The following is a 20,679-nucleotide window of genomic DNA, read 5'->3' as shown; positions in this document are numbered from 1 at the left end:
CAGAATGAAATAAACACAAGCGAGCACTTTTATAAATTAAATTGCATTATTAACTACCATTTACTGACTGATGATGAAATGCGAGAGAGAAGACGAATCCCCGAACCGAAAGATTCCCTACTGCAGGAAATAGAAGGCAGCAGAAGCAGACGAATAGAATATATTGACAGTATTTATACTTCATTTAACAACATGACTATTTCTGACTTTTAATAACCCCCCCATTAGAATGGGGGGAGTGTTTTACAGTGAACTTTTTTTTGCTCCCTCAATCTCAGCCTGACACACATCATTATTTTTAAATGAGTATTGGAGGTAGACATATCCTTTGGAAGAGCTGTTAGCTCTGGCTTCAATAGAGATAGTATCAATATTATTTTTTAGCGGCGTTTCTTTTGCGCCCTTCCAGGTTGCAGATAAGAAGCGCTCTTTTTTGTTTAGCCCCATCATCCAGTCCTGAGGCTCTTTCCAGATTGAACCAGCAAGCAAAAGGTCTGTAGTTTCAGCCTTTCCATACAGTGAGCTTAGAGAATTACTCAATTCCTCAAACTTGGATTTAAGAGCCAAACCATAGCTATCAGTATCAATATTTTTTCCTAAAGCCCGTATTTGACATAAGCCAGATTTAGGCGAGATCAACAAACCATACATTTCAAAATCTGCGTTTTGCTTCGGTAGTGTATCGGAAGTATACAGATTCACGCTATCCGGTAGTGGTTTTAACTTTGCCCCGATCATATCTTCGATATTTTTCTGGGTCAGACCAGCTTCAAGACCGAACGGGCCTTCAGCGGGTGGCAACAGAGGGGGTTGTTCTTGGGTAGTTTTAGAAGTTGCTTCCTTCTTGCCGCTGGCGGTTGCTGCATTATCTTGAACAGGTGCTAACTTAACTTCAGCGAGCCCATACTTAGCGGTAAGGTATTTTTGCTGAAGCATAGCCATGCTTTGCTCTTCAGTGGCAACTGCTGATAGTTTCAGTACCTGAATCAAACCACCAGTGTACTGGCTGGCATCTGCTTTAGCTTCGTTAATTTTAACAGTCAGATTATCGATCTCTGTTTTAATAGAGGCAGCAAGTTCAGGGTCTGGCTTGGTACCAGAGACAACTACATCAATTTTGGCACCGGACTCAATAGCATTGATACGCTGTTCTAAAAGAGCCTTATTAGTTCCTAAAACCTCCAATCTTGCTGTCGTTAAATTCTTGATTAACCCACCAGAAAATTGTTGATCAACTTCTTTCGCTGCTGAGATTTCTCCCTCAGTTTGGGACAACTCAGCCTTAAGTGCAGAAACTTCCTGTTTTTGTTCGGGGGTTAACTCTTGTGGCCCACACCCGGTTAACATCGTTATGCCCACTAATGTTGCAATCAAAGTTTTCTTCATATCCCTATCCCAGTTGAACGCATTCGGATTAATCCTATCAGGAAGTTAGACGTATTAGAATTTGTCAGTCTTGGTCAAATTCATTGGCTGATGAATGTCTTCCGACTGTTCCTGCTTGATACGCCTCACCAGCCCGTCCGCATCCACGCCACCAGCGATTATGTTGTAATGATTGGTCTGGTTGATGGTCCCCCCTGAATGGTTGCTGGTGGATGAAACAACAGGAGCGCCATAGCCACTGAGGTACTGCACGGGGTTGTAATTCATCCCGCCATTTATGGCCCGTGACATGTCACTTTCCGGAAGTTAATTGCCGCCGTTCTCGTGATCGATAATCCCTTAAATGAGATGTGTAGCTAAGCTACCGATCAGAAGAAGAACGTAAAAAACACCACAACACTAAGCAGGAAAGTTTCGTGCTAACCTCATAGCCTTGAAGGGCAGGAATTTAAGTCGATTGGCATTGTTGAAGTGCCGACTTATCTGTCAGGTGTTCATGGCTGATATAGCGAAGGCGTCAAATGGAATTTTTGAAACTCTATGGCAAAGAGATTTTTTCAGTAGTAGCGGCGTTACTCACATGGACCTTAAATACTTACTTCAAGGCTCGCGTCAGGCTTGCATACGGCGAGTTGCACAACTTTACTTTTCTCGTTCCTGAACCTTTAAGGAATCCAGAAGGTGAAGTTATTCGCCACCAGCAACTTGTACACACACGTTCGGTCACGTTGTTAAATGAAGGTCGAGAAGTCGCAACAAAAATTGAGGTGATTTTCAACTATCAACCGAGATATCTGAATATATGGCCGGTTCGGAAGTTTACAGAATTCAAAGAGGCTGATGGAAGGTACATCATTGAATTTGAAAGCCTTGCTCCAAAGGACTCTGTAATGTTCGAAGCTCTTTCTATCAACGGAGATTTGCCTGACATCCTTGCAATAAGATCCAAGGAATCGATAGCCCGTGAAATTAACCTCGTTCACTATCGCGATTTCAGTCCTTTGGTGAAGCGAACATTGGCTTTTTTGCTTTTGCTTGGCTTTACCTCAGCGGTCTATTTGACACTTCTGCTCCTGCAGTGGTTGTTGGTTACCGCTGGATAAAAATCATTATAGAGATACAAAAAGTGGTTGCCTCAGTTGCCTCATTGCCTCAGAAATTACAACCATATGTATTTTAAGGTTTTAATTTCAAAATGTGAGGCAACTCAGGGGTGATTTGAGGCAACTCGCGCTGAAATCCGGTTGCCTCAGTTTGTAAGTTGCCTCAAAACACGCAGTATTTGCCTCAAACAAGGTAGTAATTGCCTCAGAGTTGCCTCAACAATCTTTGTAAAAAACCATATATATTAATTAGATAGAAAATCTAACTAGCTATGAGGCAACTGAGGCAACTGAGGCAACTGAGGCAACTGAGGCAACTGAGGCAACTAAAAGTCACATCGCTACTGCGTTTTTTCTTCTGTCAGTTCAGGGGCAAACAGCAAAACATAAGTCCATGGCTGAGCATTATTCAGATGCTTTAACCGCGGCGTTTTAATCTGCCAGCCTTTGCCGTGCCCTGGCTTTTTCAGCATCCCCGACTCACTGAGAATTCTCACCACCGTATCCTTATTGAAGCCCTTGGCTACCTCATTTTTAAAAGGTGTCGGCAGGAAATAAAACAGTACCGGTTCATTAAAATCTCCCCCCTTGTCTCTGTATCCGTAGAGCTCATGAATCGGCAAATCGCGCGGATCATAATTGAGCGGAGCGAAACGGCTCATGCCATAGGCGTTAAGAAAGGCCTCACACTGTTCAATGACCTGCTGATGCTCCTTATTTCCGGTCCCCCCGGATCGATACCCCCAACGATACCCCTTTTTGCCTCATCACGTTTTGAGCGAGCATCAGCAAGAGTAACAGCAGGGTAAACGCTCAACACCAAGAGTCTCTCTTTGCCATCAACACGGTATTTTAAGCGCCAGTACCGAGCACCATTTGGGTTAACAAGCAGATAAAGCCCACCGCCATCAGCCATCTTGTATGGCTTATCCTTTGGCTTAGCTGTCCCTACCTGCCGAGCGTTTAGCTTCATTGGAGGTATCTCCTTTAGACCGAACAGCGTATACCCCCGGATATCCCCCCAAGATGATGTAGATTAAGGGGTACTTCGCTAGACCTCAAAATAATGAGAAAGGGCTTAAATCTAATGTATAAAGGGTTCTAGAGGGCTTGAGTATACTTTGAGAGATGCTTGAATGGTGCCGATAATAGGAGTCGAACCTACGACCTTCGCATTACGAATGCGCTGCTCTACCAACTGAGCTATATCGGCCCTGAGAGGCCGGTTACGAATGTAACCACGGGGCAAAAGGTTAGATCTATCCGGGTGATGCGTCAATGCCCTTTTGAATCAAACGGCTATTTTTGCATCACCCGTGATTATTTACGCACGAATCGTATCGTCACCAAAGCCGATCCACTTGTAAGTGGTCAGTGCTTCAAGGCCCATCGGGCCGCGCGCGTGCAATTTCTGCGTGCTGACAGCCACTTCGGCGCCCAGCCCGAACTGACCGCCATCGGTGAAGCGCGTCGAGGCATTAACATATACCGCAGAGGAATCCACTTCGTTCACGAAGCGATCGGCATTGCGCAGGGTGCGCGTCAGGATCGCGTCAGAGTGCTGCGTACCGTGTTCACGAATGTGCGCAATCGCGTCGTCGAGATCGGCAACAATCTTCACATTCAGATCCAGAGACAGGAATTCATCGTCATACTGCTCAGCTTTTACTGGAACCGCAGTCGCCGGGCCATCCTTCAACAGCGCCAGAGCACTGGCATCAGCGTGCAGCGTCACGCCGCTTTGCGCCATCTGTTTGCTTAGTGCTGGCAGGAAAGTGCTCGCAATGCCCTGATGCACCAGCAGCGTTTCCACGGTGTTACAGGTGCTTGGACGCTGGGTTTTCGCATTGACGATAATCTTCAGCGCCGGCTCAATCTCAGCACTGTCGTCCACGACGATATGGCACACGCCAATACCACCGGTAATTACTGGAATGGTCGACTGCTCGCGGCAGAGCTTGTGCAAGCCCGCACCCCCACGTGGGATCAGCATGTCGATGTATTTATCCATGCGCAGCATTTCGTTCACCAGTGCGCGGTCCGGGCTCTCGATAGCCTGGACGGCACCCGCCGGTAAACCACACTCTTCCAGCGCCTGCTGAATAACGTTTACCGTCGCAGCATTGGTACGCCAGGTCTCTTTTCCGCCGCGCAGAATGGCGGCGTTGCCGGTCTTCAAACACAGGGAGGCGACATCAACGGTGACGTTTGGGCGAGCTTCATAAATCACGCCGATTACGCCAAGCGGCACACGGCGACGCTCAAGACGTAAACCGCTGTCGAGCAGGCCACCGTCAATCACCTGCCCAACCGGGTCGGCGAGATTGCAAACCTGACGGACATCATCAGCGATGCCTTTCAGACGCGCCGGCGTCAGCGCCAGGCGGTCAAGCATGGCCTCGCTCAGACCGTTTACACGTGCCTCAGCCAGATCCTGTTCATTAGCTCGCAAAATCTCAGCGGATTGCGATTCCAGATAATCAGCGATTTTTTCCAGCACGCGATTTTTCTCGCGGCTGGAAAGGAGCGCCAGTTTGTAAGAGGCGGCTTTCGCAGCTGCGCCCATTTGTTCCAGCATGTTCTGGCTCCTTAACGAATAATCATGTCATCACGATGCACAGCAACCGGGCCATACTCATAGCCGAGGATGGCGTCGATCTGCTGCGAGTGGTGACCGGCAATGCGGCGTAAGGCATCGCTGTTATAGCGGCTTACGCCGTGGGCAATATCGCGACCTTCGAGGTTACGGATGCGGATCACTTCACCACGGGAGAAGTTGCCTGTCACGCTTTTAATTCCTTTAGGAAGTAATGAACTCCCTCGTTCCAGAATCGCGGCTGTCGCCCCTTCATCAACGACGAGTTCGCCAGCAGGAGGCGCGCCAAATATCCAGCGTTTACGGTTTTCCAGCGGGGATTCCTGCGCGTGGAAACGGGTGCCGACGGAGAGGCCTTCCATCACGTCGCCAATCACACCTGGGCGGCTGCCCGCCGCAATAATGGTGTCGATACCGGCGCGGCACGCTACATCAGCGGCCTGCAGCTTGGTACCCATGCCGCCGGTTCCCAGGCCAGACACGCTGTCGCCCGCGATGGCGCGAAGCGCATCGTCAATGCCGTGTACATCGGTAATCAGTTCGGCTTCAGGGTTAGAGCGCGGGTCGGCAGTAAACAGACCCTGCTGATCGGTCAGGAGCAGTAATTTATCGGCACCGGCCAGAATCGCGGCCAGCGCTGAGAGGTTGTCGTTATCACCCACTTTGATTTCAGCGGTGGCAACGGCATCGTTTTCGTTAATGACGGGAACAATATTATTGTCCAGCAACGCACGCAGGGTATCGCGGGCGTTCAGGAAACGCTCCCTATCTTCCATATCCGCACGCGTCAGCAGCATCTGCCCGACGTGGATACCGTAGATAGAGAACAGCTGTTCCCAGAGTTGAATCAGTCGGCTTTGTCCCACGGCGGCCAGCAGCTGTTTAGAGGCGATCGTCGCGGGGAGTTCGGGGTAGCCAAGGTGTTCACGCCCGGCGGCAATCGCCCCGGAGGTTACAATCACAATACGATGCCCTGCGGCATGTAACTGAGCGCACTGACGTACAAGCTCAACAATGTGGGCGCGATTTAGGCGGCGCGATCCGCCTGTTAAAACACTGGTACCGAGTTTTACCACCAGCGTCTGGCTGTCACTCATGATTCTCTGCCGTTCAACGATAAGGGAAAGTAATGTCAAACGAACGTTTTAACAGGAGTCAGCCCCGTTGCCAACTGCCATAGCACATCACGAAACACTTTATTGCTCGGGATCAGGAAGCGTAGCGGCAAAGTTTGACAATTTTATTACTGAAATAATAAATCACAGTTTTTTAAAATTATTCTTAGTTTGTCATAAAAGTTTCACTCCAGAACGATAAAACCCTTCCTGTTTTTTCACGGGACTTAAGCATGAGCTTATCGTCCAGCGAATTTTTTAGCGCGTTTATAAGACAGGATCGAAAATGAAAAAGAGCACTCTGGCATTAGTGGTTATGGGCGTCGTGGCTTCTGCATCTGTTCACGCAGCTGAAGTTTATAATAAAGATGGTAATAAACTGGACGTGTACGGCAAAGTTAAAGCCATGCACTACATCAGTGATGATGCCACCAAAGATGGTGACCAGACTTACGTGCGTTTCGGTTTTAAAGGCGAAACGCAGATCAACGATCAGCTGACAGGCTATGGCCGCTGGGAATCTGAATTTGCGGGTAACAAAGCAGAAAGTGATTCCTCACAGAAAACACGTCTGGCCTTCGCCGGTCTGAAACTGAAAAACTTCGGTTCCCTGGATTATGGTCGTAACCTGGGTGCACTGTACGACGTCGAAGCATGGACCGATATGTTCCCTGAGTTCGGCGGTGACTCTTCCGCGCAGACCGACAACTTCATGACCAAGCGTGCCACCGGCCTTGCCACGTACCGTAACACCGACTTCTTCGGTGCGATTGACGGTCTGGATATGACGCTGCAATACCAGGGTAAAAACGAAAACCGTGACGCCAAGAAGCAGAACGGTGACGGCTTTGGTACTTCTCTGACGTATGACTTCGGTGGCAGCGATTTCGCCATCAGCGGCGCCTACACCAACTCTGACCGTACCAATGCTCAGAACCTGCTGACTCGCGGCCAGGGCGACAAAGCAGAAGCGTGGGCAACCGGTCTGAAATATGATGCTAACGATATTTATCTGGCAGCAATGTATTCAGAAACTCGCAATATGACGCCAATTTCTGGTGGTTTTGCGAATAAAGCTCAGAACTTTGAAGTTGTCGCACAATATCAGTTCGACTTTGGTCTGCGTCCGTCCCTGGGTTATGTCCAGTCTAAGGGCAAAGATATCGAGGGTATTGGTGACGAAGATCTGGTGAAATACATTGATGTTGGCGCAACCTATTACTTCAACAAAAATATGTCTGCGTTTGTTGATTATAAAATCAACCAGATTGACGACAAAAATAAACTGGGCGTGAGCAGCGATGACATCGTTGCCCTGGGGATGACTTACCAGTTCTGATTATGAGAAATAAAAAAACCGGCTTGATGCCGGTTTTTTTTGGTCGAGATTAATGCAGTCTGATGCCCTCTCACACAGGAAGAGGGAGAAAACCATCAGGCAGTCAGCTTCACCGCTTCGCTGGAGAAGTCATCCGCTGGCTCGAACTTGAGATCCAAAGTAGCCAGCAGCGCGCTTGCCTTGTCCTGGAACTCTTTCAGGGTATATTCCAGGCGGTCAATGACTTCCTGATCTTTAATGGAGGTGGCCTGCCATTTGCCGTCTTTATTAAACAGGCCAAACTGGTAGCTATATGTAAAGCGTTTTTCCTCTGCTTCCATTTCCATCCACCAGCCCCAGAATTCACGTTTTTCGGGTGCAGGCTTCACGTTGACGCATACAGCCAGACAGTCGAAAAAAAAGCGATTCTCTTCACACTGCTCTTCTCGAATATACGGGCCAAGAGCCATAAATTTCTTAATCAGTCTACTTTTCGGGTGTCCACTCGGTAACGTCATTGCGATCTCCTTTTGTGAAGCCACTGTTTTACCAAACCAGCAAAATTTAGCAATCTATTAACACAATCTCTGAGCGATCCAGCGCGTGATCTCTTTCAAGGCTTTGTCAAAATTCTGATAAACCGGGCTGAACGGCACCTCAAGCAATTTACCATCCGCAGATGACGAAGTGATTAAGCGGGACTCTTCTTCCGGACTAAACGGATCGTTTTTCCAGAAACCTGATAGCATCGGTGTTGGACACCGACGTCCCAGCAGACCTTGCGTTTTTAACGAGTAACGATTGAGTTCAACGCGTAGCGCTTCGTCTGATGCATCATGCATGCCAAGACGGCTGGCCAGCACATCCAGATACATTTCGGGTACGCTGCCCTGACGTTCGGGATCGCTTAGCAACGCGTGAACGACCGGGCCAAGACAGGCGACGGCTTTCAGGCGGGATGATTCAATGTAAGCCAGACGCACCGCGACGTTCGCCCCGAAACGGAAACCAAATGCGGCAACACGGGTGTGATCTACCCAGGGAATATTCTCCAGCGCTTTTAGCGCATGCTGGTGCAGTAAACTGGAATCCTGAGTCAGTTTCCACTTGGATGAGAAGCCAATTGACGGCATATCAAGCGTTAGCATCGCGATCCCTTTTGGTGCGAAGTAACGCTCATAAAGGCTGTAATAGTCGATCTGTAGTGAATCCAGCCCGCCACACATGAGGACGGTTGGGAACGGACCTTCCCCTTCAGGCATATGCAGGAATCCGGTAACGGACGCCCCGCCAGGAATGGTGAATTCCAGCTCGCGCATCCGCCCCGGTAAGCGTTGAGCAGCCTCTTCATAGGCACGATTCGCCAGCGCCTGAGCCTGCTCAGCCAGTTCATCCCCTTTTAAATGCGGATACGCGGCAATGCCATAGAGGTTTGCAGCATGCAGCCAGTGCTTGCCGCTGATCGTGGCGTCCTCTTCCTGGCTGGCTTTTTGCTGCCAGAGCATCGCCTGTTTAGACCACTCGTAGATCCAGTTACCACCGCGGTATCCCACGACGGTATCGTAGAGTTCACTGTCGGTGCGCTCGGCGTCACTCATGACGATCCGAGCCTGCACGTCGAGAATTTCACGGGGGTCTATACCCCGCCAGATCCACATCAGGCGGTTAATCATGCGATACCAGTGGGGCACGTTTTTACCGTCTAATGCAGACTGGATGGCAGGCATGGTCCCCGGATTAAAGCGGCGCACCAGCGTCGACGTTTCGGGGTGTTTGAAACGGGGTTTGAAGAGAGTCTCGGTGAGATTCGCCTGCGTCATTACGTTGCCTCCATGAATCGTCATATAGAGACTATTGTAACGCGCGCCAGACTAAAAAAAACAACGCCCGGTATCACCGGGCGTTAAAATAATGACGGTTCGGAATTAACGACCAGAGATAGGTGGTACAAAGACCACGCCCATATCCCACGGCTGTTCAATCCAGGTGTCCTGTGGAATATCAATCACATAATCGTCAACCAGAGGGCGGCCTGCAGGCTTGGCGAAAATAGTGACGAAGTGGGCTTTTGGATACATTTCGCGAATGGCCACAGCGGTACCACCGGTATCCACCAGGTCATCAATAACGATGAAACCTTCACCGTCACCTTCCGCGCGTTTCAGCACTTTCAGCTCACGCTGGTTGTCATGGTCATAGCTGGAGATGCAGACGGTATCGACATGACGAATACCCAGCTCACGAGCCAGCAGCGCCCCCGGTACCAGACCGCCGCGGCTAACGGCAATAATGCCTTTCCACTGTTCGGAAGGCATCAGACGCGCAGCCAGTTTGCGGGCGTGAATCTGCAACATGTCCCAGGTGACGACGTATTTTTCGCTCATGTGAAGTGTCCCAGCCTGTTTTTATACGGCTTAAAAAGTGTTCGAGGGGGAAATAGGTTGCGCGAGATTATAGAGATCTGACGCACTAAAAACCAGTGTTTAGCGCCCTGAGCCCGAGTTTTTACATGCTTTATGCTACCAGCCAGCGGAGAAAGTGGTATTCTCGGTTTCATCTCGCAAGTCTGACTTGTGGTAACTATTAACCTGCTAACCCTGTGACCTGCAACCCTGTTTGCAGTGCATCGACAAGGAGACTTATCGTGTCTGAACTGTCTCAATTATCTCCGCAGCCACTGTGGGATATTTTTGCCAAAATCTGTTCCATTCCACACCCTTCCTACCATGAAGAACAGCTTGCCGAACACATTATGGGTTGGGCGAAGGAAAAAGGCCTGCATGCTGAACGTGACCAGGTTGGTAACATTCTGATCCGCAAACCAGCAACTGCTGGCATGGAGAACCGCAAACCGGTTGTACTGCAGGCGCACCTGGACATGGTGCCACAGAAGAACAACGACACCGTTCACGACTTCACCAAAGACCCGATTCAACCGTACATCGACGGCGACTGGGTGAAAGCACGCGGCACCACGCTGGGCGCGGATAACGGCATTGGTATGGCCTCTGCGCTGGCCGTGCTGGCGGACGACAGCGTTGAACATGGTCCGCTGGAAGTGCTGCTGACCATGACCGAAGAAGCGGGTATGGACGGTGCATTCGGTCTGCAGGCGAACTGGCTGCAGGCAGATATTCTGATCAACACCGACTCAGAAGAAGAAGGCGAGATCTACATGGGCTGCGCGGGCGGAATTGATTTCATCTCTACCCTGCCGCTGTCACGCGAAGCGATTCCTGCTGGCTTCCAGACCTTCAAGCTGACGCTGAAAGGGCTAAAAGGCGGTCACTCCGGCGGTGATATTCATCTGGGTCTCGGCAACGCCAACAAACTGCTGGCACGCTTCCTGGCTGGCCATGCGGCTGAGCTGGATCTACGTCTGGTAGACTTCAACGGCGGTACCCTGCGTAACGCGATCCCACGTGAAGCATTCACCACCGTGGCCGTACCAGCGGCAAAAGCGGACGAGTTGAAAAAACTCTCCAGCGTGTATCTGGATATCCTGAAAAACGAATTGTCGGCGAAAGAGAAAAATCTGACCGTGGTGCTGGAACCCGTCTCCACGGATAAAGCCGCGCTGACCGCGCAGTCCCGCGACACCTTCGTTCAGTTGCTGAACGCGACGCCAAACGGCGTGATCCGCAACTCTGACGTGGCCAAAGGCGTGGTTGAAACCTCTCTGAACGTGGGCGTGGTGACCATGAGTGACGACAGCGCAGAGATCATCTGCCTGATCCGTTCACTTATCGACACAGGCAAAGAGTACGTGGTGAGCATGCTGGAATCTCTGGGCACGCTGGCCGGTGCGAAAACATCTGCTAAAGGCAGTTACCCTGGCTGGCAGCCGGATGCAAGTTCTCCGGTGATGGCTCTGGTCCGTGAAACCTATCAGCGTCTGTTCGACAGCACGCCGAACATTCAGGTGATCCACGCGGGTCTGGAATGTGGTCTGTTCAAGAAACCGTATCCGAATATGGACATGGTCTCTATCGGGCCAACTATTACCGGGCCACACTCTCCGGATGAGCAGGTTCATATCGAAAGCGTGGGTCATTACTGGACGCTGCTGACTGAGCTGCTGAAAGCGATTCCTGTTAAGTAACTCCCTCCCCCAGCCCTCACCAAAAGGGAGAGGGTGAAAAACATAGGCCCGGTAAGTACTTCCGGGCTTTTTTACAATCCCAAAACCAGCTGCCGCTCTAACTGCGGGTCCAGCAGCGTGACGTGCAATCCCACCAGCCTCACCCCTCGCCCTCCTCTTCGTTCTTCCCATGCCTTTTTCGCCGTCGCAATGAGATCCTCTTTATTCAGACGCGGCCAAACGTGTTCCTGCGTGGTCTGCTGGAAATCGTTGAATTTTAATTTGATACCCTGACGGGCAATGAGCAGATCCGGTTTCACCTTGAGCAAGCGTCGCTCCAGCTCAGGATAGAGCTGTTCCGTAATGATGGTTTCGCATTCAGACCAGTCATGAATGTCTTCAATCAGCGTTCGCTCAACCCCAACGGATTTCCGTAGCCGTTCGCTGTTCACATCACGATCGTCAATCCCCTGGCTGCGTTCCCACAGTACGCGCCCAAATTTTCCAAAACGCTTAAGCAACATTGCCAGATCGCTTCGCTGCACATCTTCACAGGTCCGTAATCCCATACTTTCCAGCTTTGCAGCAGATACTTTTCCCACACCAGGGATTTTGCCAAGTGGCAGCGTTTTTAAGAACGCAGGCACCTCTTCCGGCGTGATGACGTACTGACCGTTGGGCTTATTTAAATCGGAGGCGATCTTGGCCAGAAATTTCACCGGAGCGACTCCTGCCGACGCGGTCAGATTTAACTCTTTGAAGATGGTCTGGCGGATTTCCTGTGCCATCAGGGTTGCTGAGCCGTGGCAGTGTACGCTGTCGGTCACATCAAGATAGGCTTCGTCCAGCGACAGCGGTTCTATCCGAGAGGTGTAGCGGGAGAAGATTTCCCGAATATGAATTGAGGCCTCTTTGTAAGCGTCAAAGCGACCGGGTAAAAGAGTGAGATGAGGGCAAAGCTTCAGGGCCATTGCGGTAGGCATGGCGCTGCGCACGCCAAATTTACGCGCAGGGTAGTTGGCGGTGCTGATAACACCACGCTGAACGCGGCTGCCGCCAATGGCGATGGGAATATCCCGCAGCGCCGGGTTGTCACGCATCTCCACTGCGGCAAAAAAGCAGTCCATATCAACATGGATTATTTTGCGCATAGTAAGCCCTCACTCATTACTGGATAAGTATACAGTAAATAAATGAGGGTTGAGAAGTGTGCGTGAGAATTGTCGGGTGGCGGTTTCGCCTTACCCAACCTACCAGATTAAATGATGCGCTGCTGCTCGCGCGCCATGCGTTTTTTACGGGCATCGCACGGTTCCGGGCAGTCGCACACCTTCTTCATCCCAATGGAAGAGATGCCGCCGCAGCTGCCCTGAAGGCTTTTCCGCTTAACGATCCAGCCTAACGACATGCCGAAGATGACAAGCACAAAAACCGCAAAGGTTGCCAGAAACGTCAGCATCATCAGCCTCCAAAGTCATCAAGCATGATGTTCTCATCTTCCACGCCAAGATCTTTCAGCATCTTAATGACTGCGGCGTTCATTACTGGCGGGCCACACATATAAAACTCGCAGTCTTCCGGCGCAGGATGCTGTTTGAGGTAGTTTTCATACAGCACGTTGTGGATGAACCCCGTATAGCCCGTCCAGTTATCTTCTGGCTGCGGATCGGAAAGCGCCACGTGGAAGGTAAAGTTCGGGTTTTCACGCGCCAGCTGTTCGAACTCATCGTCGTAGAACATCTCACGCAGCGAACGGGCCCCGTACCAGAAGCTGATTTTTCGCTGGCTACCCAGTCGTTTGAGCTGATCAAAGATGTGCGAGCGCATCGGGGCCATGCCGGCACCGCCGCCGATAAACACCATTTCCGCGTCGGTATCTTTGGCAAAGAACTCACCGAACGGACCGGAGATCGTCACTTTGTCACCAGGCTTGAGAGACCAGATGTACGAAGACATGACACCCGGCGGTGCATCCGGCACATTCGGTGGCGGCGTGGCGATACGCACGTTGAGCATGATGATGCCCTTCTCTTCCGGGTAGTTAGCCATCGAGTAGGCGCGTAGCGTTGGCTCTTTTACCTCCGATACAAAGCGGAAGAGATTGAATTTATCCCAGTCGGCGCGGTACTCATCCGGCACGTCGAAGTCAGCATACGCCACAGCGTGTTCCGGGCACTCAATCTGAATGTATCCTCCGGCGCGGAACGGAACATCTTCCCCTTCCGGCACCCGCAGCTTCAACTCTTTGATAAACGTGGCTTTGTTATCATTAGAGATAACCTCACATTCCCATTTTTTAACGCCAAATATCTCTTCCGGCAGCTCTATTTTCATGTTCTGACGTACGGCGACCTGGCAGGCCAGACGACAGCCCTCTTTTGCCTCACGCTTTGTGATATGCGCCAGTTCGGTTGGCAGGATATCTCCTCCGCCCTCTTTCACCGTAACGCGGCACTGCCCGCAGGAGCCACCGCCGCCACAGGCCGAAGAGACAAAGATCCCGTTGCCGGAGAGCGTATTCAACAGTTTATCTCCGGCGGGCGTGCGGATCTGGTTCTGCGGCTCGTCGTTAATATCAATCACCACGTCGCCGGAATTCACCAGCTTCGCACGTGCCACCAGAATAAGCCCTGACAACACCAGTACAATCAGCGTGAACATCGCCACGCCAAGCATAATTTCCATCAGTTAGCCCTTATAGCTGCACACCGGAGAAGGACATAAACCCCAATGCCATCAGTCCGGTGGTGATAAAGGTGATCCCTAAGCCACGCAGGCCTGCAGGCACGTTGGCATATTTCATTTTTTCGCGGATCCCCGCCATGGTGACAATCGCCAGCATCCAGCCAATGCCAGAACCGAAACCGTACACCACGGATTCACTGAAGTTGTAATCACGCTGAACCATAAACGAGACGCCGCCGAAGATGGCGCAGTTCACCGCGATCAACGGCAGGAAGATCCCCAGCGCGTTGTATAGCGACGGGAAATACTTATCGAGGATCATCTCAAGGATTTGCACCAGCGCCGCAATCACACCGATAAAGGTGATGAAGTTCAGGAAGCTGAGATCAACGCCTTCCACCAGCGCGCCGTCCCGCAGTACAAAGTTGTATACCAGGTTGTTGATCGGCACCGATAAGCCGAGCACCACGGTAACCGCTACGCCCAGGCCAAATGCCGTCGAGACCTTCTTGGACACGGCAAGGAACGTACACATGCCGAGGAAGAACGCGAGCGCCATGTTTTCAACAAACACCGCACGCACAAATAAACTCAGGTAATGAGCCATTGTCGGTTACTCCTTTTCCTGCTGTTCTGGTCTCAAAGTACGAATAAGCCAGATCAACAAACCGATAATGAAAAATGCGCTAGGAGCCAGCAGGAACAGGCCGTTTGGCAGATACCAGCCGCCGTTCTGCACCGTTTCCAGCACCGTGATGCCAAACAGCTTGCCGCTGCCAATGAGTTCACGCAGGAACCCCACGGTCAGCAGGATCACACCGTAGCCGAGGCCGTTACCTATACCGTCCATAAAGCTCGCCAGCGGCGGCATTTTCATAGCGTAGGCTTCCGCACGCCCCATCACGATACAGTTGGTGATAATCAGGCCGACAAACACCGACAGCTGTTTGGAGGTTTCATAGGCGAAGGCGCGCAATAGCTGATCGACCACGATCACCAGCGAGGCGATGATCGCCATCTGCACAATGATCCTCACGCTGTTGGGAATGTGATGACGGATCATGGAGATAAACATGCTGGAAAACGCGGTAACCAGCGTGACTGCCAACGTCATCACTACCGCTGTTTCCAGCTTGGTCGTCACCGCCAGAGCTGAACAGACACCCAGTACCTGCAGCGTGATCGGGTTATTGGCGATCAACGGGCCAATGAGCACCTTTTTGACTTCTTTCAGTTCACCGGTATCAGCCATTGTTCAGCGCTCCTTCACGTACGTTTTTCAGGAAAGGACCAAAGCCCAGCTCGCCCATCCAGAAATCAAAACTGTGCTGCACACCTTTTGAGGTGAGCGTGGCACCGGAGAGCCCGTCGACGGCGTAGTCGTCACCGGGACGAGCAGCCCCTTTCATTACCTTCAGCGCAGGCAGACCGTTATCGTCGAGCACTTTCTTGCCGACAAACTGTGCCCGCCAGTTAGGGTTCTCCACTTCACCGCCGAGCCCCGGCGTTTCGCCCTGGTCATAGTACGTAATGCCTTTCACAGTGCGACCATCCGTATCAAGCGCCACAAAGGCGTACATCATCGACCACAGACCGTTGCCGTAGATAGGCACTACCACTTCCTGCACCCGTTTTTGTTCATCGCGCACGAGATAGATTTCGGCAAGATTACTGCGACGCTTGATGCCAGCCGGATCCTGTGAGGCGTCCAGCGTCAGGCTCATCTGCGGGTCTTTTAATGCCAGCGACTGGTTGTATTTCGCCGGATCTTTATCCAGCAGTTGCCCGGTTTTTAAATCCACCAGACGCGCGGTAATACGCTCAGAAAAGACTGCAGAGACGTCGTCGGCATTCATACCTTCCTGCATCAGCCCGGCAACAGCCAGGATATTGCGCTGTTTATCCAGCGCGCGCTGCTCCTGCTGTCGCGGCTTTAACCCCACGGCAGAACCGGCCACCACAATGGAACAGACAAGGCAGAGCACCAGCACCACCAGCAGCGTTTTGCTGATGCTGTCGTTATTTTTAACTTCAGCCACGCGCCTTCCTCCGCTGAATATTGGCACGCACCACCAGATAATCGAAAAGTGGCGCAAACAGGTTGGCAAACAGAATGGCCAACATCATCCCTTCCGGATACGCCGGGTTGACCACACGAATCAGGACACACATCGCACCAATGAGCACGCCATAGCTCCATTTACCTTTATCGGTAAACGAGGCAGAAACGGGATCGGTCGCCATGAACATCATGCCGAATGCGAAGCCCCCCAACACCAGATGCCAGTACCAGGGCATGGAGAACATCGGATTGGTAGTCGAACCGATCACATTGAACATCGTGGCGGTCAGCACCATGCCGATCATCACACCGGCAACAATCCGCCAGGAGGCTACGCGACCGAAAAGAATGATCGCACCACCCAGCAAAATCATCAGCGTAGAGACTTCTCCAATGGAGCCCGGTATGTTGCCAATAAAGGCATCAAACCAGGTAACAGGCTGGCCTGTCGCGTTGTTAACCAGCGTTTCGCCCCCGTGTGCCGCCCACTGAGAAAGAGGTGTCGCACCGGAGAAACCATCCGCCGCTGTCCATACCAGATCGCCTGAGATTTGCGCAGGATAGGCAAAGAACAGGAACGCACGTCCCGCCAGCGCAGGGTTGAGGAAGTTACGCCCGGTCCCGCCGAAGATCTCTTTCGCAATCACCACACCAAAGCTAATCCCCAGCGCAGCCTGCCAGAGCGGTAATGTTGGCGGAACAATCAGGGCAAAAAGAATGGAAGTAACAAAGAAGCCTTCGTTGATCTCATGTTTACGGATGATGGCAAAAAGCACTTCCCAGAAGCCACCCACGATAAATACCGTGATGTAGATCGGCAGGAAGAACACCGCCCCCAGCGTCATCATGCTGACCCAGCCCGCGTCTGACGCAAAGCTCACGCCCAATGACTGCGCCAGACGGTAGTGCCAGTCAGACTGGATCACCTGCGCCAGCTGCTGAGCATCGTACAGATGATGCAGTGCAGGAATGGTCTGCAGCCCCACGTTGTACATGCCCCAGAACATGGCCGGGAAGACCGCAAACCACACCAGAATCATCATTCGCTTCAGATCGATGGCATCGCGAACGTGTGCCGCGCCTTTCGTCACCAGGCCTGGCGTGTAAAAAATGGTGGTCGTCGCTTCATACAGCGGGTAATACTTTTTGAGCTTCCCTTCGGTAAAGTGCGGCTCAATTTTTTCAAAGAGGTGTTTTAAGCCCATCGGTTATCCTTCCTGCTCAATGCGGGTTAACACCTCGCGCAATACGGGTCCGTATTCGTATTTTCCCGGACAAACATAGGTACAAAGCGCCAGATCTTCTTCGTCCAGCTCCAGGCAACCCAATGCCTGAGCGCTGTCGGTATCGCCGGCGAGCAGATCGCGCAGCAGCATGGTCGGCAGAATATCCAGCGGCATGACGCGCTCGTAGTTGCCAATGGGTACCATCGCGCGCTCTCCGCCATGCGTGCTGGTCGAGAAGTTAAAGAGTTTATGGCGCAGGAAATGGCCCAGCGTGGTCCGGGTGACGGAGTATTTTTCCGCACCGGGCAGAACCCAGCCAAACAGCTCTTTCTCGCGCCCTTCCTGCACAATGCTGACCTGCAAATGGAAACGCCCCAGATAAGCGTGCGCATTCACGGCATGGCGTCCGCTGAGAACCGAGCCGGAGATCAGGCGGTTTTCGCCCTCTTTTATTTCACCCACCAGCAGTTCATTAATGTCAGCGCCCAGCAGCGTTTTCACCAGACGCGGGTTGGCCGCTTGCGGCCCGCCGATGGCGATTACCCGTTCAGCCCTGAGTTCACCCGTGGTAAACAGCGTACCGATGGCAATAACATCCTGATAATTCAGGTGCCAGACCTGTTTCGTCAGGCTCACGGGTTCAAGAAAGTGAATATGCGTCCCGACCAGACCTGCGGGATGAGGGCCTGCAAACTCATTAAATGTCACCTGCCCCTGCGGGTGCCCACCGAGCTTACCGCCACCAGCCTGACAGACGTGGACCTTTCCTGAGGTCAGGCGGGTTAAAATAGTCAGCCCGGCATCAAAGGCTTTTCGCTGAGACAGAATAACCGGTTGCGGGTCTGCGCTGAGCGGGTTGGTGTCGATTGCCGTAACAAAAATAGCGGCCGGTTCCGTACCCGGAACAGGTGATTTGCTAAAAGGACGCGTGCGAAGCGCGGTCCATAAACCAGACGCCAGAAGCTGAGCCTGAACCGCGTCACGGCTCAGCGATGCGAGGTCTGCGGCGTCATAATGCGCAAATTCACACTGCTCATCGCCTTCAATACGGATAACCACCGACTGCAGAACGCGGCGTTCGCCGCGGTTGATCGCGACAACAGTGCCGCTTGCGGGTGCCGTGAACATGACGCCGGGATTTTTTTTGTCCTCAAAGAGCGCCTGCCCTTTAATCACGCGATCGCCCTCCTGCACCAGCATAGAAGGACGCATTCCCAGATAATCATCACCTAAAATGGCAACATGACGGACACTTGCGCCTGACGAGACGAGCTGCTCAGGCACGCCTGCAATCGGCAAATTAAGTCCTTTTTTTATTTTAAACATGTGGTTAGCAGGTTTCCATAAACAACAATCCAGTGGACGCGGAGTGTACCATTTTCACCTTCTGACGGGCAGGTAATCCGCCGTCGGGGGCGCCAAATTGCGAGCTATTGCGCAAAGTTCCTGGCGCAAACGCGATTGTGATGGTTTATAAAGTAAAACTAATTTGTAAACTCACCGCCCGGCTCTTGCGAAAATCTCTGGCGGTGCTAATGTGAGCGCTCCTAACAGAATAATCTGATTTCGGGTCTCTTTTGCCGTCCTGGCAAGTTGGTCATGGTTTTATCAAGGAACTAGTAGTATGCGTAAAATCGCATTGTTCATTGCGATGCTTCTGATTCCGTGCATGTCGTTTGCCGGGCTGCTCAGCAGTAATAGCTCAACGACGCCGATCAGCAAAGAATATAAACAGCAGTTAATGGGATCGCCGGTTTATATTCAGATCTTCAAGGAAGAGCGCACTCTCGATCTGTTTGTAAAAATGGGCGAGACTTATCAGCTGCTTGATAGCTACAAAATTTGTAACTACTCCGGCGGGCTGGGGCCAAAACAGCGTCAGGGCGATTTCAAAAGTCCGGAAGGGTTTTACAGCGTTCAGCGTAACCAGCTCAAACCTGACAGCCGCTTCTATAAAGCCATTAACATCGGCTTCCCGAATGCCTATGACCGTGCTCACGGTTATGAAGGTAAATACCTGATGATCCACGGTGCCTGCGTGTCTATAGGCTGTTATGCGATGACCGATTCCGGCATTGATGAGATTTTCCAGTTCGTGACGGGCGCGCTGGTCTTTGGGCAACCTAACGTTCAGGTCAGCATCTATCCGTTCCGCATGACCGATGCCAACATGGCACGCCACAAGTACTCTTACTACGCGGATTTCTGGAAACAGCTGAAACCTGGTTACGACTACTTTGAGCAGACCCGCAAGCCACCAGTGGTCTCTATCGTAGATGGCCGTTACGTGGTCAGCAAACCGCTGAGCCACGAAGTCGTCCATCCACAACTGGCGTCAAATTACACGGTCCCCGAGACAAAATAGCACCCACTCGCCTGGCATAATCTTTTGCCAGGTTTCGTTGCCCGTCAGCGGCTGCGTTGCAATGACAGTGACCACATCGTTCGGTGTGGTCTCCTTCTGAAAATCAATCTCCACATCCTGATCGAGCAAGGTCGCAACGCCAAACGGTGCGCGACGGGTGATCCAGAACAGATTTGTCGAGCAGAACGCCATCACATATCGCCCGTCAGAGAGCAGCATGTTAAACACGCCTTTTTCGCGTAGCTCCGACGCCAGCGTCGCGATGTATTTAAACACGGCGGCCATGTTACCTGGCGTGCGGGGATAGCGCTCCGTCAGCTTGTGCAGTAACCAGCAGAAGGCTTTTTCACTGTCGGTTTCGCCAACCGGGCGGAAATTGCCCGTCTCCAGAGATTTATAACCCGTGAGTTGCCCATTGTGTGCATAGGTCCAGTTACGGCCCCACAGTTCACGGGTAAACGGATGGGTATTTTCCAGCGCCACTTCGCCACGGTTTGCCTGGCGGATGTGGGCAATCACCGAACAGGATTTAATGGGATAGTCCTGCACCAGTTTAGCGATCGGTGAGTTAAAGCTGGGTTGTGGATCTTTGAACGTGCGACACCCTTTGCCTTCGTAGAAAGTGATGCCCCAGCCGTCTTTATGAGGCCCGGTTCCTCCACCACGCTGAACCAGCCCGGTGAAACTAAAGCAGATATCGGTTGGCACATTGGCGCTCATCCCGAGCAATTCGCACATACAT

The 20,679-nt window shown here is 51.8% G+C and carries 20 protein-coding genes, 1 tRNA gene and 2 pseudogenes; 4 read left to right on the top strand and 19 right to left on the bottom strand.

Going from position 1 to position 20,679, the window contains the following annotated elements; all coding sequences use genetic code 11:
- Positions 1–243: 243 nt before the first annotated feature.
- Together LCD46_04485 and LCD46_04480 are read right to left on the bottom strand one after the other, a co-directional pair.
- Entirely contained in the window at positions 244–1,386 is a 1,143-nt protein-coding gene (locus tag LCD46_04485; protein ID UOY71590.1) for a hypothetical protein, read from the bottom strand.
- Positions 1,387–1,440: 54 nt separating this feature from the next.
- Positions 1,441–1,677 carry a hypothetical protein gene (locus LCD46_04480; GenBank protein ID UOY71589.1) on the bottom strand — a complete coding sequence of 79 codons (237 nt, stop codon included), beginning with the start codon at positions 1,675–1,677 and terminating at the stop codon, positions 1,441–1,443.
- A 230-nt stretch (positions 1,678–1,907) separates the two neighbouring features.
- Between LCD46_04480 and LCD46_04475 the strand changes: the two genes are divergently transcribed.
- Positions 1,908–2,489: a hypothetical protein gene (locus LCD46_04475; protein ID UOY71588.1), complete on the top strand. Its 582-nt coding sequence runs from the start codon at positions 1,908–1,910 to the stop codon at positions 2,487–2,489.
- Between the two features lie 341 nt (positions 2,490–2,830).
- On the opposite strand, the pseudogene LCD46_04470 reads toward LCD46_04475, so the two are convergent.
- The 5 genes and pseudogenes from LCD46_04470 to proB all read right to left on the bottom strand — a co-directional run bounded on the left by LCD46_04470 (position 2,831) and on the right by proB (position 6,182).
- A pseudogene (locus tag LCD46_04470) lies at positions 2,831–3,217 on the bottom strand (DNA primase).
- 2 nt (positions 3,218–3,219) lie between these two features.
- Positions 3,220–3,462: pseudogene (locus LCD46_04465) on the bottom strand (Arm DNA-binding domain-containing protein).
- A gap of 164 nt (positions 3,463–3,626) precedes the next feature.
- Positions 3,627–3,702, bottom strand: a tRNA-Thr gene (locus tag LCD46_04460).
- A 111-nt stretch (positions 3,703–3,813) separates the two neighbouring features.
- A complete protein-coding gene (proA, locus tag LCD46_04455; protein ID UOY71587.1) occupies positions 3,814–5,067 on the bottom strand; it encodes a glutamate-5-semialdehyde dehydrogenase in 1,254 nt (417 codons plus the stop codon).
- A gap of 11 nt (positions 5,068–5,078) precedes the next feature.
- Positions 5,079–6,182, bottom strand: coding sequence for a glutamate 5-kinase (proB, locus tag LCD46_04450; GenBank protein UOY71586.1), 1,104 nt, complete (start codon positions 6,180–6,182; stop codon positions 5,079–5,081).
- Between the two features lie 304 nt (positions 6,183–6,486).
- On the opposite strand from proB, the gene phoE reads away from it, so the two are divergent.
- A complete protein-coding gene (phoE, locus tag LCD46_04445; GenBank protein ID UOY71585.1) occupies positions 6,487–7,539 on the top strand; it encodes a phosphoporin PhoE in 1,053 nt (350 codons plus the stop codon).
- Between the two features lie 95 nt (positions 7,540–7,634).
- Here the strand turns inward: phoE and crl are convergent, their stop codons facing one another.
- The 3 genes from crl to gpt form a co-directional block, all read right to left on the bottom strand.
- The gene (crl, locus tag LCD46_04440) at positions 7,635–8,036 is read right to left on the bottom strand and encodes a sigma factor-binding protein Crl (protein ID UOY71584.1); all 402 of its coding nucleotides are present in this window, start codon (positions 8,034–8,036) and stop codon (positions 7,635–7,637) included.
- Between the two features lie 57 nt (positions 8,037–8,093).
- Positions 8,094–9,338, bottom strand: coding sequence for an esterase FrsA (gene frsA / locus LCD46_04435; GenBank protein UOY71583.1), 1,245 nt, complete (start codon positions 9,336–9,338; stop codon positions 8,094–8,096).
- Between the two features lie 105 nt (positions 9,339–9,443).
- Positions 9,444–9,902: a xanthine phosphoribosyltransferase gene (gpt, locus tag LCD46_04430; GenBank protein UOY71582.1), complete on the bottom strand. Its 459-nt coding sequence runs from the start codon at positions 9,900–9,902 to the stop codon at positions 9,444–9,446.
- Positions 9,903–10,162: 260 nt separating this feature from the next.
- On the opposite strand from gpt, the gene pepD reads away from it, so the two are divergent.
- Complete coding sequence (gene pepD, locus LCD46_04425; GenBank protein ID UOY71581.1) at positions 10,163–11,620, top strand: cytosol nonspecific dipeptidase; 1,458 nt, start codon at positions 10,163–10,165, stop codon at positions 11,618–11,620.
- Positions 11,621–11,691: 71 nt separating this feature from the next.
- Here pepD and dinB read toward each other — a convergent pair whose 3' ends face one another.
- From dinB to LCD46_04385, 8 genes are all read right to left on the bottom strand, one after another.
- Positions 11,692–12,750 carry a DNA polymerase IV gene (gene dinB, locus LCD46_04420; protein UOY71580.1) on the bottom strand — a complete coding sequence of 353 codons (1,059 nt, stop codon included), beginning with the start codon at positions 12,748–12,750 and terminating at the stop codon, positions 11,692–11,694.
- A gap of 107 nt (positions 12,751–12,857) precedes the next feature.
- Positions 12,858–13,061 (bottom strand): (Na+)-NQR maturation NqrM, encoded by a 204-nt coding sequence (gene nqrM / locus LCD46_04415; protein UOY71579.1) that lies wholly within the window; start codon positions 13,059–13,061, stop codon positions 12,858–12,860.
- Entirely contained in the window at positions 13,061–14,284 is a 1,224-nt protein-coding gene (nqrF, locus tag LCD46_04410) for an NADH:ubiquinone reductase (Na(+)-transporting) subunit F (GenBank protein UOY71578.1), read from the bottom strand. Before nqrF ends, nqrM begins: the two co-directional genes overlap by 1 nt.
- A 10-nt stretch (positions 14,285–14,294) precedes the next feature.
- Complete coding sequence (nqrE, locus tag LCD46_04405; GenBank protein UOY71577.1) at positions 14,295–14,891, bottom strand: NADH:ubiquinone reductase (Na(+)-transporting) subunit E; 597 nt, start codon at positions 14,889–14,891, stop codon at positions 14,295–14,297.
- 6 nt (positions 14,892–14,897) lie between these two features.
- A complete protein-coding gene (locus LCD46_04400; GenBank protein ID UOY71576.1) occupies positions 14,898–15,536 on the bottom strand; it encodes an NADH:ubiquinone reductase (Na(+)-transporting) subunit D in 639 nt (212 codons plus the stop codon).
- On the bottom strand, positions 15,529–16,323 hold the full coding sequence (locus tag LCD46_04395) for a Na(+)-translocating NADH-quinone reductase subunit C (GenBank protein ID UOY71575.1): 795 nt from the start codon (positions 16,321–16,323) through the stop codon (positions 15,529–15,531). Before LCD46_04395 ends, LCD46_04400 begins: the two co-directional genes overlap by 8 nt.
- The gene (locus LCD46_04390; GenBank protein UOY71574.1) at positions 16,316–17,551 is read right to left on the bottom strand and encodes an NADH:ubiquinone reductase (Na(+)-transporting) subunit B; all 1,236 of its coding nucleotides are present in this window, start codon (positions 17,549–17,551) and stop codon (positions 16,316–16,318) included. Before LCD46_04390 ends, LCD46_04395 begins: the two co-directional genes overlap by 8 nt.
- A 3-nt stretch (positions 17,552–17,554) precedes the next feature.
- The gene (locus tag LCD46_04385; protein UOY71573.1) at positions 17,555–18,898 is read right to left on the bottom strand and encodes a Na(+)-translocating NADH-quinone reductase subunit A; all 1,344 of its coding nucleotides are present in this window, start codon (positions 18,896–18,898) and stop codon (positions 17,555–17,557) included.
- 298 nt (positions 18,899–19,196) lie between these two features.
- Here LCD46_04385 and LCD46_04380 point away from each other — a divergent pair, with 298 nt between their 5' ends.
- The gene (locus tag LCD46_04380) at positions 19,197–19,937 is read left to right on the top strand and encodes a murein L,D-transpeptidase (protein ID UOY71572.1); all 741 of its coding nucleotides are present in this window, start codon (positions 19,197–19,199) and stop codon (positions 19,935–19,937) included.
- Here LCD46_04380 and LCD46_04375 read toward each other — a convergent pair.
- Positions 19,908–20,675 carry a class II glutamine amidotransferase gene (locus LCD46_04375; GenBank protein UOY71571.1) on the bottom strand — a complete coding sequence of 256 codons (768 nt, stop codon included), beginning with the start codon at positions 20,673–20,675 and terminating at the stop codon, positions 19,908–19,910. The two genes, LCD46_04380 and LCD46_04375, sit on opposite strands and share 30 nt — an antisense overlap.
- Between the last annotated feature and the right edge of the window lie 4 nt (positions 20,676–20,679).

The sequence above is a fragment of the Enterobacter ludwigii genome, assembly GCA_023023105.1.
Classification (GTDB): Bacteria; Pseudomonadota; Gammaproteobacteria; order Enterobacterales; family Enterobacteriaceae; genus Enterobacter; species Enterobacter adelaidei.
The sequence above is the reverse complement of the archived record's forward strand: the minus strand, read 5'-3'. Positions and strand labels throughout refer to the sequence as shown.

Coding starts and splice junctions, on each gene's coding strand:
- proB (UOY71586.1), bottom strand. CDS start 6,182: ATGAGTGACAGCCAGACGCTGGTGGTAAAACTCGGTACCAGTGTTTTA.
- LCD46_04475 (UOY71588.1), top strand. CDS start 1,908: ATGGAATTTTTGAAACTCTATGGCAAAGAGATTTTTTCAGTAGTAGCG.
- dinB (UOY71580.1), bottom strand. CDS start 12,750: ATGCGCAAAATAATCCATGTTGATATGGACTGCTTTTTTGCCGCAGTG.
- gpt (UOY71582.1), bottom strand. CDS start 9,902: ATGAGCGAAAAATACGTCGTCACCTGGGACATGTTGCAGATTCACGCC.
- LCD46_04375 (UOY71571.1), bottom strand. CDS start 20,675: ATGTGCGAATTGCTCGGGATGAGCGCCAATGTGCCAACCGATATCTGC.
- proA (UOY71587.1), bottom strand. CDS start 5,067: ATGCTGGAACAAATGGGCGCAGCTGCGAAAGCCGCCTCTTACAAACTG.
- LCD46_04485 (UOY71590.1), bottom strand. CDS start 1,386: ATGAAGAAAACTTTGATTGCAACATTAGTGGGCATAACGATGTTAACC.
- nqrM (UOY71579.1), bottom strand. CDS start 13,061: ATGATGCTGACGTTTCTGGCAACCTTTGCGGTTTTTGTGCTTGTCATC.
- frsA (UOY71583.1), bottom strand. CDS start 9,338: ATGACGCAGGCGAATCTCACCGAGACTCTCTTCAAACCCCGTTTCAAA.
- nqrF (UOY71578.1), bottom strand. CDS start 14,284: ATGGAAATTATGCTTGGCGTGGCGATGTTCACGCTGATTGTACTGGTG.
- LCD46_04390 (UOY71574.1), bottom strand. CDS start 17,551: ATGGGCTTAAAACACCTCTTTGAAAAAATTGAGCCGCACTTTACCGAA.
- nqrE (UOY71577.1), bottom strand. CDS start 14,891: ATGGCTCATTACCTGAGTTTATTTGTGCGTGCGGTGTTTGTTGAAAAC.
- LCD46_04480 (UOY71589.1), bottom strand. CDS start 1,677: ATGTCACGGGCCATAAATGGCGGGATGAATTACAACCCCGTGCAGTAC.
- LCD46_04400 (UOY71576.1), bottom strand. CDS start 15,536: ATGGCTGATACCGGTGAACTGAAAGAAGTCAAAAAGGTGCTCATTGGC.
- crl (UOY71584.1), bottom strand. CDS start 8,036: ATGACGTTACCGAGTGGACACCCGAAAAGTAGACTGATTAAGAAATTT.
- phoE (UOY71585.1), top strand. CDS start 6,487: ATGAAAAAGAGCACTCTGGCATTAGTGGTTATGGGCGTCGTGGCTTCT.
- LCD46_04380 (UOY71572.1), top strand. CDS start 19,197: ATGCGTAAAATCGCATTGTTCATTGCGATGCTTCTGATTCCGTGCATG.
- LCD46_04385 (UOY71573.1), bottom strand. CDS start 18,898: ATGTTTAAAATAAAAAAAGGACTTAATTTGCCGATTGCAGGCGTGCCT.